The sequence below is a fragment of the Phytohabitans sp. LZ39 genome, assembly GCF_059359075.1.
The window spans coordinates 207,982-224,689 of sequence record NZ_JCADBM010000006.1 but is presented as its reverse complement, the minus strand read 5'-3'; the positions used below and the strand labels follow the sequence as shown (position 1 = coordinate 224,689).

Genomic DNA, 16,708 nt, shown 5'->3' with positions numbered 1-16,708 from the left:
GGAGGGTTCGTGGAGACGACTGTTGCGGTACGCGTGCTTGGACCGGTCCAAGTCACCGGGCCGGCGGGAGTGGCCGTCCTGCCCAGCGCCCGCCAGCGCGCGGTGGTGGCGGTGCTGGCCCTGCGCCCCGGTGCGGCGGTCACCCAGTCGCGCCTGGTCGACGCGCTGTGGGGCCGGGACGCGCCACGTACCGCGGTGAAAACCCTGCACAGCCACATCACCCGGGTGCGCCAGGCGCTAGCCGCGTGCGGGCTCCCCGGGGCGCTGGTGACGCGTGACCACTCGTACGCGCTGGTCGTGGCCGAGGACATGGTGGACGCGGCCCGGTTCGAGGCGTGCGCCGAGCGCGGCCGGGCGCAGCTCGCGGGTGGCGAGCCGGTCGCGGCGGCGGCGAGCCTGCGCGACGGCCTGGCCCTGTGGCACGGCGACGTGGCCGAGGGCGTCGAGTTGGCCGGCTGGGGCGGTGCGGAGGCCGACCGGCTGCACGAGGCGCGCCTGGCGGCCGCCGCCGACCTGTGGGACGCCGAGCTCCGGTGTGGACACCACGACCTCGCCGCCGCCGAGCTGGAGCGGCTGCTGGTCGCCCACCCGACCCAGGAACGCCTGGTCGGCCTGCTGATGCTGGCGCGCTACCGCGCCGGGCGGCACACCGCCGCGCTCGACGCCTACCAGCGGCTCCGCACCGCGCTCGCCGACGAGCTCGGCCTGGACACCGGGCCGGAGCTGCGCGAGCTGTACGCGGCGATCCTGCGCCGCGACCCCGCGCTACAGATCGACGAGACCACTGTGGACGTGCCGCCGGAAGCCCCGGCGCCGCGCCCTGCCCAGCTGCCGGCACCGGCCGGGCACTTCACCGGCCGTACCGATGAAATGAACGCCCTCGACGGCGACGGCCACATCGCGGTCGTCTCCGGCGCGGCCGGGATGGGCAAGACGGCGCTGGCCGTCGAGTGGGCGCACCGCGCCCGGGACCGCTTCCCCGACGGGCAGCTCTTCCTCGACCTGCGCGGGCACGACCGCGAGGTGGCCCTGCCGCCGGCGGCGGCGCTGGCACATCTGCTGCGCGGCCTCGGCGTCGCGGCCGACCGGATGCCCGCCGGCGAGGCGGAACGGTCCGCCCTGTACCGCTCCCTTTTGGACGGCCGGCGGATCCTCGTGGTGCTCGACAACGCCGGCGAGGTCGCCGACGTGCTCCCGCTGGTGCCCGCGGGCGCCGGGAGCCGGCTGCTGGTCACCAGCCGGTCCCGGCTGGCCGGGCTCGGCGCCCACCACGCGGTACGCGCCGTCACGCTCGACGTGCTGCGTGCGGACGAGGCTGAAGAGCTGCTGGGGCGGGCGCTCGGTGCCGACCGGGTGGCGCGGGAGCCGGCGGCGGCCAGCCGCCTCGTGGCACTGTGCGGCGGGATGCCGCTCGCGCTGCGCATCGCCGCGGCGCGGCTCGCCGCCCGCCCGCGCCAGCGGATCGAAGACCTGGCCGGCGAGCTGGCCGCCACCGACCGGCTGAGCGCGCTCGCGCTTCCCGGTGACGAGCGGAGCGTGCGTGCCGCGTTCACCAGCGCGTACCAGGCATTGAGCGCGCCGGCGGCACGCTTGTTCCGCGCGTTGAGCCTGCTGCCGGGCGGCACCGTGAGCGGGCACCTCGCCGCCGCGGTGACCGGCCAGCGCCCGGCCGAAGTGGGGGCCGCGCTCGACGAGCTGGTCACCGCGCACCTGCTCACGGAGACCGGCCGCGACAGGTACCGCTACCACGATCTGATCCAGCTCTTCGCCCGCGAGCAAGCGGCCGGCGAAGATACGCCGCAGGCGCGCGAGGAGGTGGCCGCGCGAGCGGTCGACTGGTACCTCGCCGTCGCCGCCGCGGCCAACAAGCTCGTCGACCCGGGACGGGACCGGGTCACCGCCACCGTCACGTGGCCCCCGGCCGAGCTGCCGTTTCCGCCCGAGCGGTCCGGCGCGCTGGCCTTCCTCGACCAGGAGCGGGACAACCTCGTGCCGGTCGTCCGGCACGCCGCCGAGCACGGCCCCGCGGCCGCGGCCTGGCAGCTGACGTACCTGCTGACCGGCTTCTACGACTCGCGCGGTCACTGGCAGGACCGGGTCGGCATGTGCCAGTGGGCGGTGACCGCGGCCAGTGCCGCCGGAGCGGACCCGGCCGTCGAGGGTTTGATGCGCAGCGCCCTCGGCGTGGCCTGCATCATGACAAGGCAGTTCGACGAGGCGCGCACCCACCTCGACCACGCTCTCGCGCTGATGCGGCGCGGTGGTGACCGGCGCGGCGAGGGGCACGCGTACAACAACATCGCGGTCGCGCTGAGCCAGCAGCGGCGGTTCGACGAGGCCGTCGAGGCGTACCAGCGGGCGCTGGAGACACACGCTGCCGGCGGCCAGCAGCTGGGCAAGGCGGTGGTGCTGGTCAACATGGGCGAAGCGTGCGTACACATGGGACAGACCGCGCGGGCCGTCGAGTACCTCACCGAGGCGCTCACGGCGAGCGTGGCGCTGGGCGTACAGCGGCTGGAGGCGGCCGCCCGCAACGGGCTCGGTCTGGCCCGGCTCGCCGAGGGCAAGCCCGGCGCCGCGCTCGACCACCTGCGGCAGGCGCTCGCCCTGCGCGAGCAGGCCGGCGACAACAGGTACGCGGCGCACACCTGGAACGACCTCGCCGCGGCACACCTGGACGCCGGCGATCCGGCGGCGGCCGCGGAGAGCGCGCGGGCCGCGCTGGCGCTCAGCCGGCAGATCGACGACCAGCACGTGGCCGCGGTGGCCCTGTACCGCCTCGCCCTCGCCCGCGCGGCGGCGGGTCGGCGCGATGCCGCCAGGCGCGGTCTCGAGGCGGCTCTCCGGCTGCGGCAGCGGGTGCCGGACGTGTACGAGGAGGCGCGGGTGTTCGCGGCGCTCGGCGACCTCGCGTACGCCGGCGGCGACCGGTCCGCCGCGAAAGGCGCCTGGGACACGGCGCTGGACCTGTACCAGAAAGCCAACGCGCCGGCCGAAGCCGACGCGCTGGCCGCCCGGTCCGCCCCTGCCCGCCCCAGTCCTATTCTTTGGACTGATCGGAGTCCTGGATCGTGACCGTGCCGGACTTGCGCCCGATGTTCGCCCCGCTGACCTGGAGCAGCATCACCGTGAAGAACTCCTCCAGCTCCGGGATCCGGTCCGCCACGATCTCGAAGGTGATGTAGGCCTCGACCGCGCCCGGCACGATGGCGCCCTTGCCCTCGCGTACGTCCACGTAGTCCGCCTGTGGCTTCGCGCTGCCGGCCTCGGTCCGGTAGGTGAAGACGACCTCCCGCATGGTCGGCTTGGAGAGCCCGACCCGCACCTCGCACTTCTCTGTCTCCACTGCGTTGGTGCCGAAGGTGGGCCGCACCTTGGGCATGGTCTCCCAGCAGATGTACTGCGTGGAGAACCCGACCTCAGGCAGATTTACGTCCGCGCCCGCGGCCGTGGCCGGGACGCCGACCAGGGCCGCGACGAGCGCGAGCACGACAGGAAACCGCAAGCGCGATCGCACATCTACCTCCGTCGATAGGGATCTCTATCGTGCGGGTTGCGGCTCGGCCCTGTCTATCAGCTTGGCGACATCGAGGTGCGTGCCGACCGGCAGCAGGTACAGCAGCAGCGCGCCGGTCATCGCCACGGCGAAGCTGACCAGCCCCATGGTGAGCGCGATGGCGCCGTGGAAGGCGATCCCGGTGACCAGCAGCGCCCGCTTGCTCCGCGGCCCCGTCAGGATGGCCAGCGCCAACGCCAGCTCGATCGCCAGCGGAGACCAGGTGAGCAGGGCCACGCCCACCGGTGACCCGCTCAGCGCGTCGGTGAGCGGGCGCAGCCACGGCGGCGAGCCGAAGAGCGGGTGCCGGAGGAAGTAGAACATCGCCGTTCCGTCCGCCCACTCGCGGACACCGAGCTTCGCGACGGACGACTGGAAGTAGACGACCGCCACCTGGACCTGGATCAGCATCAGCGCCGTACCCGCGACGACCCGCCCGGTGCCGATGTCCGGCCCCGGGTCGGGCGGCCGCTGCCAGTGCCACCGGCGCCCGTCGGTCAGCCCGATCGGCACCAGCAGGAGCGTCAGGATCGCGGTGAGCTGGTCACCGCCGTCCGGCACGACGGCGTTCGAGAGCAGGCTCCACGATACGTACCAGTGCGGGATCGCGGTGACGCGCGGGCGCCAGCCGCTGGCCACCACCAGCAGGACCAGCACGCCGCACCAGCGGGCCAGCTGGCCGCCGCCGGCCGGGACGGCGCAGAACAGGCCGGCGGCGCGGACGTCACCGCACGTCCCGCCGGCGTTGGTCGGGTCGAACAGCACCGCCGGACCGGTAGCGGCCAGCGTCGCGGCGCTGCCCAGCGCCAGCGCCGTGCGGGCCAGGCCCAGCCCCGACGACCACGGCGGTACGGCCAGGCGCGGCCGGGCCCACCGCCCGGCGGCCGCCACGAACCGGCTCAGCAGGTCACCGTCACCCGCGCCACCTGGGACGGCATGACCGTCGGCAGATCCCGCCACGCCCATGGCAGTACCTCCTGGAGAATCAGTCCGACGTCGCCGCACAGCTCGCGGCGCGTCGAGTAGTTGACGACGGTGGCCCCGGCGGGCAGCCGGGAAAGGCAGTCGGCCGGCGCGCCGTCACACGCCGACCAGGCCGAGTCCGGCACCTGTACGCGCAGGTTCCGGACGTGCATCTCCTCGGCCTGGCGGACCCGGTCCAGGCCCATCAGGTCGGCCGGCACCGCGAGGTGCCCCGGCGAGAGCCGGCGCCACGAGCCGTCCGCGCCGCGGCCGACGGCCACCAACTCGGGAGTACGCGGGCTGCGGGTGAAGAACGCCCAGCTCTGCGGGGCGAACGCCTTGGCGTAGTGACGCTCGCCGGTGAACGGCAACGAGAACGGCGTCACCGGCAACGCGCCGTGCGCGACGTACACCACGAACACCACGGCCACAGCGGCCACCGCGAGCACCCGGCGGCCGAGGCGGCGATCGGCGACCCACGCCGCGTTGCCGGTGTCCACCTGGTTCACCTCCTCCGGCTCAGGCCCGCAGGTCCATGGTCACGTCGCGGATCATCGTGTCCTGGACCAGCTGCGCCGCCTCCAGCGCGAGGCCGGAGGGCTGCCACACCTCCTGGAGGAACGCGGTCAGCACGCTCGACGAGATGATGTCCACGTAGTTCTCCAGGCAGCACGGCTTCTGGAAGTTGAAGCGCAGCTTGTTCTGCCGGAGGGTGTCGACGAACCGCTCGTCGTAGATGCCGAAGAGGCGCTTGACGGCCTCGTCCACCACGCCCGCGCCCCACCGCTGGTTGAGCGCGTCGCGGGCCGTCGCCGACAGGTCGCGCAGCGCGCCGCGCACCTTCACCGGGTCGCCGCTCTGGAGGTTGGCGGCGAACTCGTTGTCCTTGGCGATGCTCTCGTGGATCGCCTTCTGACCTTCGCGCAGCGTCTGCGTCCACGGGATCCGCCCGCGGCCCAGCGACTCCAGGTATGGGGCGGCGGGGCCCTCGTTGAACAGCACCGCGTCGGACAGCTGGACCGGACTGAACTTCGGCGCCTGCGCGGCCGCGTCCGCCCGCCCCTGCCACAGGTAGACCCCTCCCGCGGCCAGGGCGAGGGCGAGGAGCACCGCCACTCCCCGGGTACTTCGGATGATGCCTGTCACGCTCACGTCGTTCCTCCACAGTGGATCGGCACACGGAGGAGGGCTCTCCCCCGCGTACCGACCAATCTGTGGCACCTACCGAGCGGGCGACAGGTCCACTACTCGTCCGCACCGGACAGGATGTGGCCCTGTGCCGGGCGGGGTCACTTGCCGCCCCATGGACTGCCCGGCCGGAGCGTGCCGTTGATGGGACTTCTCGTGTAGTCGCCGGTGAGGGCTCGGCTGGTCATGTAGGAGTTCATCGCCGTCGTCACCAGCCCGATGAGCGCTCCCAGGCAGGCCCTCTCGTTCGCGTCCGCGTTGTCGACGCAGCCATAGTGGACCTGAAGCGCGGTCGACAGGTTGCCGCCGGCCGCACAGCCCGTGGCCGCCAACCTGCCGTGCACCGCGCAGGCGTCACCCGCGGCGGCGGCGTAGTCGGAGTACGCCATGGAGAGCAGGACGGTGAACCCGTCACCGGTGCCGATGTAGTGCTCCTCCTCGTACGTCACCATCGCTTCGAGAATGTCCTCGGCGTTCACGTATTGGCAGGTGTTGTTGGCGCAGAGCTCGATCTCGACGCAGGCCCCCTCGGTGGCACACATGGCGATGTCATAGAGGTCCGACAGCGCCCTGCTGTACCCGTTGCACCCCGCGTACTTCTCCGAACTCTCGCACAGCAGGTACAGCGCTTTGATCGTGTCCGCCGTGCTGTTGGAGAGGCCGTGCTCATCCATCGTCTCGAGCACGTCGAGCGCGAGCTCGAGGGGATCGCTCCAGGCCCCGGTGATAGGCACTCCGTTGAGGTAGCTGCCGTTGTTCGTCAGGACGAGCTCGTTGTCTCCCGGCAGATGGACGGTCCGCGTCCAGCCCGGATCTGATTTGCTGCACTTTCCCGTCGTTCCACACGGCTTGGGCTCGGCCCTGCCGTTGCTGTCGCATCCCTCCGCACCCGGGCTGCATTCCAGCTCGCGCAGTCCACTGGGGTCGGACGTCGTCACGGGGTTGTTCGAGGCGTACGAGTAGCCGTTGACCTGCTGCACATCCTCGAACACCACGATCGGGTCGCGGGAGATGAACCGCCCGGTCACCGGGTCGTAGAACCGCGCGCCCATCGAGACGAGGCCGCCGAGGTCCTCGGTGCCGGCGTGGTAGCCCTGCTGGTTGGCCGTCCACGGCCGGTTCGAGCCGCGGTCGTTGCCGAACGGGTCCTGGCGCCGGTGGGTGACCGTCGCGGTCGTCGCCGACACCGCCCACGTGGAGGTGTTCTGGTGGTCGTTGCCGATCCAGACCACTCCCCCGGAGGCGGACCGCGTGGCGACCACCGTCCCGTTGTGGCGGTAGCCGCGGACCGCGCTCGTCACACCTGTCGGGCTCGCGGTGATCTCGTGTCCGGCCACGAACACGGTCGCCGAGCCGTCCGGGTCGACGCGGGCCACGCGCTTGTTTCCCGCGTCGTACACCATCCGGGTGGTGCCCTCGCCACCGGTGATGGTCGTGAGCTTGCCCTGCGCGTTCCAGCCGAGCGTCTCGGTGCGGCCGCCGACCACCCGCTTGGTGAGGTTGCCGGCGCCGTCCCAGGTGAAAGTGTCGGCGCCGGCCTTCTCGACGAGGTGCGCCCGGCCCTCGACGTAGGCGTAGCCGTCCTCGCGGCTGGTGCCGTCCGCACGGCGGCCGGTCACCGAGGTGCGGTTGCCGGTCACGTCGTACGTGTACGAGGTCCAGTAGGGCGCCGGGCCGCCGAGGTCGTCGCCGCCCAGGTCGCCCTGTGCCACGCAGTCGCCGGTGCCGGCCTGCGCCCACGCGTCGGTCAGGCGGCGCAGGTAGTCGTAGACGAAGCACTGCCGCTCCGGCGCGCCGGGCGCGTCGGTGACCGCGTCGGCGATGGAGAGGATGTTGCCCGAGGGGTCGTACCGGTACGACAGGTGCGCGACGTTCGTCGTGCCGACCGCGTCCCGGGAGAGCCGGTACTCGGCCGCCCGCCGGGTGCCGTCCTCGTAGGTCCAGGTCTGGTAGACCCGCTTGCCGCCGGCGCCGCCGAGCACGCGCTGACCCAGCTCGCCCCAGGCGGTGTAGGCGGCACCGTCCACATAGTCGACGACCGTGCCGCTGCCGTCGAAGTACTCGCCCCACACGCGGGTGGCCTGGCCGAGGTCGTTGTACTCGAACACCACGCTCTCGCGGGCCAGGCCGCCGACCGCGGGCACGTTCGTGTGCGACACCGAGCCGTCCGGGTTGTAGTACTGGGACGTACGGTACGAGCCGGCGAGCGACTCCAGCCCGGCGATGGCGGGGATCGACTCGACGGTGGTCGCCGGCCGGCCGGCGGCGTCGTACCCGGACACCTGGGTGGTCAGCGGCTTGCCGTCCACATAGGACGTCGAGGTGTAGGGCAGGCCGATCCCGCCGGCCACCTTGTCGTAGGCCCACGCGGCCAGCCGCACACCGGTTCGCGGGGCGCCGGACCAGCGGGCGGTCATCCGGCCGAGCGCGTCGTATTCGGTGCTGACCGTCTGGCCGCGGGCGTCGGTGGTGGCCACGATCCGGTTCGCGTCGTCGTAGACGGCCCTCGTGGTGCCGGTGTCCGGGTCGTGCGCGGCCACCCGCCGGCCGCGCAGGTCGTACTCGTACGACCACTGGTTGCGCGCCGGGTCGGTCACCGTCTCGAGCCGGCCGCGCCGGTCGTAGTCGTAGACCGTCGTGTCGTACGCGCCGTCGGCGGTCGCACCGTGGTAGTCGCGCTTTTCGACCACCTCGCCCTGGAGGTTGACGACGGTCGCCGACGGGGTACCGCCCCGGGGCGGGTCGACGCGCTCCATCCAGCCCTTGGTGGAGCCGCCGTACCGGGTCCGGGTGGTCCACCGGATCTGCTGGTGGGACATGAAGGACTCGGTGGCGACCCGCCCGGCCGCGTCGTACGTGTAGAGCGTGCGGGCGTGGTCCTGGCCCTGCGAGACCGCGACGAGCTCGACGCCCGGCCCGGCGCCGTCGACCCAGTTGGGGCCGGAGCTCCACTCGGTCAGGCCGCGGGTGTCGTAGCGGGTGCTGGTGACCAGCCGCCCGCCCTGCGCCGTGGGTGCCTGCTCCTGCACCGGCCGCAGCAGCGCGTCGAAGAGGGCGATGCCGTCCAGGCGTTGCTCGCCGTCCGCGTTCAGCCCGAAGGACATGACCGCCGACGGGCCGTCGTTCTTCATCCGGTACCGGTACTCCGCCGTCGGGGTGTCGGGGTGGTCGGCGCGTTTCCAGCCCGGTCCCCACGCGGCGACGGTGCGGCCGAGCGGGTCGTAGGCCAGCTCGGTGACCCGCCCGTTGGGGTCGACGGTCCGGGCCGGCACACCCCAGGCCGGTTCATTGTGGACGGTCGTGGCGTGTCCGAGCGGGTTGGTGGTGACGGCCGACTCCGTCACGCCGGAGCCCGCCGGGGTGTACGCCGTGGTGGTGGTCTCGCCGAGCGCGTCCGTCTCGGCGGTCTGCCGGCCGAACTTGTCGTATGTGTACGCCGCCGTCCTGAGCCAGGTGGCGGCGGAGCCGTCGTGCGCCGACACCTCCTCGACGGCCGCCACCGCACTTGTCGCGCCGTCGTAGGAGATCCGCTGGTCGGTCACAAGGTCGCCGGGCAGCGACGGGGTCGTCGCGCAGGGCACCGCGAAGACCTGGACCCGGTGCGGCCGCTCGTACAGGTGCTTGGCGGTGTCGTCGAGGTAGGTGGTGCGGGTGCAGCGCTCGTCGCCCGACGCCGCGAGGTCGCCGGAGTCGGAGCCGGCCACCGGGCGGCCCCGGCCGTCGAACTCGGCGGTGTGGAGGGTGCGCTGCCAGGTGGCCGTGGCGGCGTCGAGCAGCCGGCGGGTGTCGGTACGCGACGTGCCGGTCAGCCACGCCTCGGTGGTCCCGCCGTCGTGCTCGCGCGTGGCGGTCCTCTTGGTCCAGTAGCGGTTGACCGTGGCGTCGATGACGGCCGCGCCCTCGTACTCGACGCTCTCGAACACCGATCCGGCGAGCGCCTCGTGGTCGGTCACCTGGTTGCCCTCGCTGTCGGTGACCTTGACAGCGCGCGACCCGGTGCCCGTCGCGGTGTCGGGCTGCCCGTCGAGTCCGCGGTAGTACCGGGCCACGGAGGTGAGCGGGGTGTCCTGCGCCGGGTCGCCGACCTTCGTGGTCACCTGGGCGTAGCCGCGCCACTGCGAGTAGCTGCGCAGGTCGTCGTCGACCAGCTCGCTGTCGTTCCACGCCCACAGCCGGGACGTGCCGCCGGTGGTGGTGGCGTACTCGTAGTAGGTGCGCAACGGCAGCTGCCCGGCCGTGGTGTCGAACTCCGCGACCTGGGTGACCACGTACTTGTGGAACCACTCCTCGGCCGGCTCCTCGTCGGGGCCCTTGTCGGCGAACATCGGATAGCAGCGGCGGCCGTTGTCCCGCGGGCTGGGCCGGTCGTCCCAGGCGCAGTCTTCGGCGGAGTACCAGACGAGCACCTCCGAGCCGGTCTCCGTGACGATCCGTGACAGCCGGGTGCGCCACAGCGACGGTTCGCCTTCGGAGTGCTCCAGCCGGTTGGCCATCGGGGTGCCGGCGAACCTGACCGGCGGGGTGGACTCGGTGCCGCCGACGTGGCCGGTGTGCTGGACGGAAGCCAGCCACAGCACCGTGTCCTCCTCGTCGCCGTAGTGCAGGAAGTCGTGCTCGAGCGCCCACGAGTCCACTTTGGAGTAGGTGGCGCCCTTGCGCACGTAGGTGGCGATCGAGGTCATCCGCTGGGAGGCGAAGAACGCCATGCTGAGCTTGCCGGTGCACGGTGCGGCGGCACAGTCGAGGTCCCACGGCGTCTCGGGCCAGTTGTCCGGGCGGGGGTCGCCGCCGGACTCGCGGCAGTCGGACTCGCAGCGGTCGGCGTAGGAGAACACGACCCGGCCGGTCGCGGCGACCGATGCGTCGTCGGCGCGGAGCCCGTACTCGATCCGGGTCAGCCGGGCGGCCCGGTGGAAGCCCTTGCGGTTGTCCTCGTCGGCGGCGGCGCCGTAGTGGCCGGTCTCCGTGCTCCACTCGTACCTGGTGACGTTGCCGTGCACGTCGACGACCTGGTCCAGCAGCCACCGGTACGCCTGCGCGCACGCCGAGCCCTTGAAGTCACCCGAGCGGTGGCAGGGCTCGCCGGAGTGGTTGCCGAACACGGGCGCCGTCAGCCGCGAGCCGGCGCGGGACGCGAACATGTACCGGGTGCCGTCGGTGGCGGTGATCCGCCACTGCTCCGAGGTCGCGGTCGAGGCGGTGGCGGCCGCACCGAGCCGTTCCACCTTCCAGCCGGAGTCGGTGGCCACGTGCCACTGCCCGGTGGTGTCGTCCTTGACCAGCGCCGCGTTGACGCCGCCCAGCGACACGGTGACGGCGTCGGAGGCACCGTCCCAGCACCAGTCCCCGGTGGCGGTCGGTGTGTTGCCGCCCTTGTCGCGGAAGCAGCCGGTGTAGGTGCGTTCGATGAGCCCCGGGTTGTAGCCCCAGCCGTCGCCGATGAGGCCGGCCTGGTTGTTGGAGGAGGACGTGTGGCCGTCGACCGCCTGCGAGGAGTACGACAGCGACAGCTCCGGCACCCGCCCGGCGCCGGGCGGCACCCGCAGCGCGTAAGAGTAGCCGAAGCCGCCCGACGAACCCCCCTGCGACCAGGAGCCGGCGTGCGACAGGTCGGTCGCGGACCAGTCGCCCGTCGCGCCGCTGTCCTCGGCGGCCAGCGCGAAGACCACCGCGTCACCGGCGAGGTCCACGGTGGCGGTCACGCTCCGCGCCCGGATGTCGTTGACGCTCTCCACCTTCTTGCCGGTCAGGCAGCCCGGCTTGGCGGGTTCGCTCAGCGCGCAGCCGGGCAACGCCAGCAGCCGCAGCCGCGACGCCCAGCCGCCGCCGAACGCGCCGGCGAAGCGGCTGTAGTCGATCTTGACGTCGGCCTGGCCGCTCCGGTCGGACGAGACCTGGTACACCACGCCGTCGATGCCCAGCTTCGCCGACACGTCCTGGCCGAAGACGCGCAGCGCCGCGGTGGCGGCGAGGGTGCCGGTGCGCGCCGCGTCGACGCCCCGCGCCCGCAGCGGCACCTCCGTCACGCCGGCCGCCGGCCAGTCCGCCGCTTTCGCGCCCGACCAGCGCTGGTCCGGCACGTGCACGCCTTCGGCCTTCGGGTCGACCGAGGCGCCGGTGACGGCCTGGGCCTCCACCGGCGTGCCGAGGTCGGGGTCGAGGGCGCCGGACCTGAGGCGCTCCGGCAGTTGGTAGGCGACGATCGCCGCACCGACGAGCAACGCGACGACCGCGGTCAGGCGGACGAGCAGATGCAGCCGAGATGTCATCGTGAGGTGACCTTTCACTGGGTTTGCTCGTCGCCGTCGCAGAAGCCGCCGTCGGGATCGGGTGGGCGCCGGGCCAGGTCGCGGATGACCAGCGGGTCCACCGCGCCCGACCACACCCGCACCTGGTCGATGACGCCGTCCATGTGGTTGACCATCGCGCCGTTCTCGTAGGCGGCACCGACGACGAACGGGCCGGTGGCCTGCCACGGCGACGCGATCATCCGTTGCTCGCCCTGCAAGGCTCCGTTGACGTAGAGGCGCATCGTGCCGGTGCCGAAGTCGAAGACCCCAGCCACGTGATACCACCGGCCCAGCTCGGGGGCCTGCGCGCCGACCACCCGGTGCCAGGCGCCGCTGCTCGTCCCGTCGGACGACGGCATCGACAGCTGGAAGCGGCCGCCCTCTCCGATCGTGGGGTGGAAGGCCACGTTGAAAGCCATCCGGTTGGCCCCGGTCTGCGAGGCGACGGTGCGGTAGCCGTCGGTGCTGTTCAGCTGGGTCCAGGCCGCGACCGTGAACGACTGGTCGGTGGTCACCACCGGGCCGGCCGTGCTGGCGTAGCCGGCACCGTCGAAGCCGAGGCCGTAGGCCGCCTGGCACCAGTTGTACCGGTCCTCCACCCACCGGTGGCTGCCGCTGAAGGCGAGGTTGTGGTCCGCGCCCCAGCCGTCGGTGCCGAGCTCCTCCTGGCCCAGCTCCCAGTACGCGACCTGCTCGGTGCGCAGCCCCTGGATGGCGTCCGGCGTGGCCACGCCCCGCCACACCCGCACGTCGGACATCGCGCCCTTCCACTTCGACGACCGCGTACCGTCGGCGGTGCCGCCGCAGCCGACCACCATCTCGCCGGCCCGCCACAGCGCGAAGCCGATCGTCTTGCCGGCCGCCAGCGCGCCGTTCACGTACAGCGCGATGTGTCGCGTGTCGGCGTTCACGGTCACCGCCAGGTGGGTCCACTTCCCCGGCGTCGCGGCGCCACCCACGGAAGCGCCCGTGGCGGCCGTGTCGTCCGCGTTGGTGACGGAGAAGTCCCAGCGCGCGGTGGTCGGGTTGTACTTCAGCATCGCCGCGAAGTGCCGGCCGCCGTGCAGGCTGAACACCCGGGAGTGGCCGGTGGTGTGCGCCGGGTCCAGGTACACCCAGGCCGAGGCCGTGAACGAGCCGTCGGTGCGTACCGGCACCCGCTCGGCGGTCGGGCAGGTGCTGCCGTCGAAGGCCAGCGCGCTGGCTGCCCGGCCGTGCTGGTCGGCCACCCAGCTCGCGGAGTCGAGAGTGGACAGCTGTGGGCCGTGCCCGGACTGTTCCGTGGCGTACTTCTGGCGCAGCGGCCACCACGCCCGGGTACCGGCGGGCAGCCCTTCGTTCGTCGCGGCGAGCGCCGCGATCTGGCCGCTGGTCAGCACCTGCTGGACCGCCACCGCGTCGTCGACCGCGCCGTGGATCGCCTCGAACGGGCCGCTGCCGAACCCGCAGCCGACGCCCATCCGGCCGGTGCCCGTCGGCGGGTCGAAGGTGACCGGTCCGGAGCCGGCCAGCGCGCCGTTGACATAGAGGCGGAGCCGCTCGGCCGGCGCGTCGTACACACCGGCCAGGTGCACCCAGCCGCCGGCGCTGACCCCGGACACCGGTGCCGTCGCCTGGTTCCAGTACGCCTGCGCACCCGTCCCCTGGGAATGCCGGGAGAAGTACCACACGGTGCCGTCGCCGTTCAGCAGCAGCTTGACGTTGCTGCCGCCGGAGCCGGGCATGCCGAAGACCGTCTGACCGGCGCCGGCCCCGTACTTGTCGATGCGCACCCAGGCGGCGAGCGTGAACGAGTCGGCGGTGTCCACCGGCGGGCCGCCGGTCACCGCGCACCGCGTGTTGTCGCCGGCGACCTCCAGCGCGCCACCGGCCCGGCCGAAGCGGTCGGTGCCGTAGCGCGGCCCGGCCGTCACGGCCAGCGCGGCCCCGCTGAGGTCGTCGGCGGTGTCGCCGTCGAACCGCCAGGCCCCGACCGGCTGCACCGGCTCGGTGGGCGCGTTGGCGAACCAGGTGTCGGTGCGGGACGACTCGTTGCCGGCCGCGTCGATCGCCCACACCTGAAGGACGTGGTCGATGGTCGTGCTCGACGGCAGGACGTTGATCGTGGCTTTGCCGTTGGTCGCGTTCGTCGTCATGTGGCACGAGTAGTTGTTGCACGACTTGGGCGACACAGTGCCGCCAGCGGCCTCGGGCGCGAGGATGTACTTGAACTTCGCGACGTCACCGCCGCCGACGAGGTTGAAGCGCACCGCGTCGCCGGGAGCCGGATCCACCGTCACCTGTGCCACGTCGGCCGGCTCCGGCGGTGTGGTGTCTATCTGGAACCAGCAGTACGCGGACCAGGGTCCGGCGCCGAACTCGTCGAGCGTCTGCGCCCGCCAGCGGTACACACCCTCGGTGAGCGCGAGCGACTTGTCTACCCGGCTCGACAGCGCGGTGCCGGCCTGGCCGTCCGGCGTCTTCTGGCTCAGCACGGCGCCGGTCGGCTGGGACAGCTCGAACCGCAGCCGCACCTTGCCGCCGTCGGGGTCACGCGGGGTCGCGATCAGCCTCGGGGTCGTCGTGGTGACCATGGTCGGGCTGGACTGGGCGCCGCAGCCCAGCTTCTCGGTGGACATCGCGTTGGGCGCCTGCGGCTGGGCGTTGACCCGGAAGTAGCAGTACGCGGAGTACGGCCCGTGGCGGGCGCTGTCGCCGTCGCTGTCCCAGACCCGGACCCGCCACCGGTACCCGGTGCCCTCGGCCAGGACGCCGGTCGGCACGGCGACCGTCTTCGTCCCGTTCGACGTCACGGCCACGTTGATCTGCTTGAGCACCGTACTGGAGCCGGCCTTGGTCAGCTCGAACCGCAGCTCGGCCGTCGAGGCGAGGTTGCTCGGCGCGGTGGCCTTCAGCGACGGCACCAACGTGTTGAGCCGGTACCCCGGCGCGGACGTCGAGCATTGCTGACCGTTGGTGGACAGCTCGACCGGCTTGTTCGCGGTGTGCCAGATGACGAGCCGCCCGCTGCTGGGCGAGAGCTTTCGCCACTGGTCCCGGTTGCCCTCGTTGTCGGAGAAGACGGTGAACGAGGCGGTGCTCCAGCCACGGTCCACGATGTACTTCAACCGGTTCGTCAGGTGCGAGTCCTGCCATTTGAACCGCTGGTCGCCTTCGTCGCCGCACTGGTCCTCATTGGACGTCGGCACCGTCGTCGTGGCCACCAGGCCGATGTACTTGTCCGGATACGTGTTGGCGAACGTCGCGGTGGAGCGTTTGAAGTAGTCCATCGCGCCGAGCCGCACCTTGTAGCTCGTGCCGCAGCCGCCGGTGTGGTCCTGGGTCATCCAGATCTGCGCGTCCGCGACCACGCGGTTTTTCAGGTCGTCCAGCCCGTTGAACTGGATGGCCGACCGCCACAGGCCCACGGCGTTGTCGTTCTGCCAACCCTGGAAGCCGACCCGCAGGTACGAGTCGCCGGACCAGGTGGTCTTGTTGACGTACTGGCCGTTCGTTCCATAGTGGAGGTTGGCCCACTGGCTGATCTTCCCGGTGAACTTCGGGTCGATGTAGAGCGGATACCGCAGGTCCGGGTTGTTCAGCAGCGCGGCGTCCGGCAGCACGGCCAGCGTGTCACCGTCCACCTCCAGGTCCATCGCGGCGGCAAGGCCAGTCTCGGTGGTGGCGGCGTTCCCGTCCGCCGTGGCGGTCGCGGTGGCGGCCGCCGGCGTCGAGGAGTCCCACATCCACGGCGTCTCCACCGCGTACACCATCTCGCCGCCGGCGTCGGTCAGCTCGGCCGTGTCGGAGTCGGTGTCCGCGGCCACGGTGAGGCCGGCCGCTCGCAGGCCCAGCTCGATGCGCTTGAGGGCCGGGTTGGCGGCCGCCGCGGCGGTGTACACCACAAGCGCGTACGAGAACCCGTCGACGTCGGCGTAGACCTCGAGGTCCACGTCGGGCATCACGTCGTCGAAGACGGCGGTGCTGCCGCTGACCCGCGGCTGCGGCAGCGTGCCCGGCCAGTCCAGGCCCACCTGTTGACCGGTCGGCGCGGTCGCGGTGACGAACGCGCCGTCGCCACCGGCGATCCGCAGCGTCGAGACGGTCGCGGCGGTGCGGAACCCGCCGTCGCCGGCCGGTACGAGCGTCGGGTCGGCGTCCACCCACTGCCCCGACGCGTCCCGCGCCCACTGCGCCGCCGCGTACGCCTCGGTCCGCACCCGCCCGTCGGGCTCGGCGAACCACCGCACCGCGTAGTCCTGGTACGCGGCGATCCGCACCTCGGCACCGCATTCGGCGGCCAGCGCGAGGGCCACGTCCTCGGTCTCGGCGACGAGACCGCCGCCGGGAACGGTGCAGGCGGTCGCGGCCGGCTCGCGCGCCGAGGCCGGTGCGGCGAAAAGGAACCCGCCGGCCAGGATCGCGCACAGCGCCGATCCCAGTCGGCGTTTCGAAAAGAGGGTCACGGCGCACCTTCTCCATCGCGGAGCCAGGGGTCTGGCTGGGCTGGGAACGTATAGCCGTCAATTCATCGAGGCCACAAGACGCACAACGCCCGGGGCGGCAAATGTCCCGAATTCTTTGCAGGCCCCTGCAACGAGGCCATTTGCATGATCCTGCAAGCCTCGAGACCCGGTCTTCACAGCGGTACCCAGAGGTGATCTCCTGTCCCCGCGGGAGCTGTACTGGGTTCGAGACGGGGGGTTCCGTTGGCGTTGTCAACCGAGGTCGT

The 16,708-nt window shown here is 72.4% G+C and carries 7 protein-coding genes; 1 reads left to right on the top strand and 6 read right to left on the bottom strand.

Features of this window, described 5'->3' with window-relative positions:
- The first annotated feature begins 9 nt into the window (after positions 1-9).
- Complete coding sequence (locus AC5L36_RS14650; protein WP_441218983.1) at positions 10-3,075, top strand: AfsR/SARP family transcriptional regulator; 3,066 nt, start codon at positions 10-12, stop codon at positions 3,073-3,075.
- Here AC5L36_RS14650 and AC5L36_RS14645 read toward each other — a convergent pair.
- The 6 genes from AC5L36_RS14645 to AC5L36_RS14620 form a co-directional block, all read right to left on the bottom strand.
- Positions 3,041-3,517 (bottom strand): Calx-beta domain-containing protein, encoded by a 477-nt coding sequence (locus tag AC5L36_RS14645; protein WP_441218981.1) that lies wholly within the window; start codon positions 3,515-3,517, stop codon positions 3,041-3,043. The genes AC5L36_RS14650 and AC5L36_RS14645 overlap by 35 nt on opposite strands.
- A 24-nt stretch (positions 3,518-3,541) precedes the next feature.
- Entirely contained in the window at positions 3,542-4,516 is a 975-nt protein-coding gene (locus AC5L36_RS14640) for a sporulation-delaying protein SdpB family protein (RefSeq protein ID WP_441218979.1), read from the bottom strand.
- Complete coding sequence (locus AC5L36_RS14635; RefSeq protein WP_441218977.1) at positions 4,456-5,019, bottom strand: SdpA family antimicrobial peptide system protein; 564 nt, start codon at positions 5,017-5,019, stop codon at positions 4,456-4,458. The genes AC5L36_RS14640 and AC5L36_RS14635 overlap by 61 nt, the downstream gene beginning before the upstream one ends.
- A 19-nt stretch (positions 5,020-5,038) precedes the next feature.
- Entirely contained in the window at positions 5,039-5,671 is a 633-nt protein-coding gene (locus AC5L36_RS14630; protein WP_441218975.1) for a sporulation delaying protein family toxin, read from the bottom strand.
- A gap of 137 nt (positions 5,672-5,808) precedes the next feature.
- Positions 5,809-11,976, bottom strand: coding sequence for an RHS repeat-associated core domain-containing protein (locus AC5L36_RS14625; protein WP_441218974.1), 6,168 nt, complete (start codon positions 11,974-11,976; stop codon positions 5,809-5,811).
- A gap of 14 nt (positions 11,977-11,990) precedes the next feature.
- Positions 11,991-16,442 (bottom strand): LamG domain-containing protein, encoded by a 4,452-nt coding sequence (locus AC5L36_RS14620; RefSeq protein ID WP_441218972.1) that lies wholly within the window; start codon positions 16,440-16,442, stop codon positions 11,991-11,993.
- Positions 16,443-16,708 lie beyond the last annotated feature (266 nt).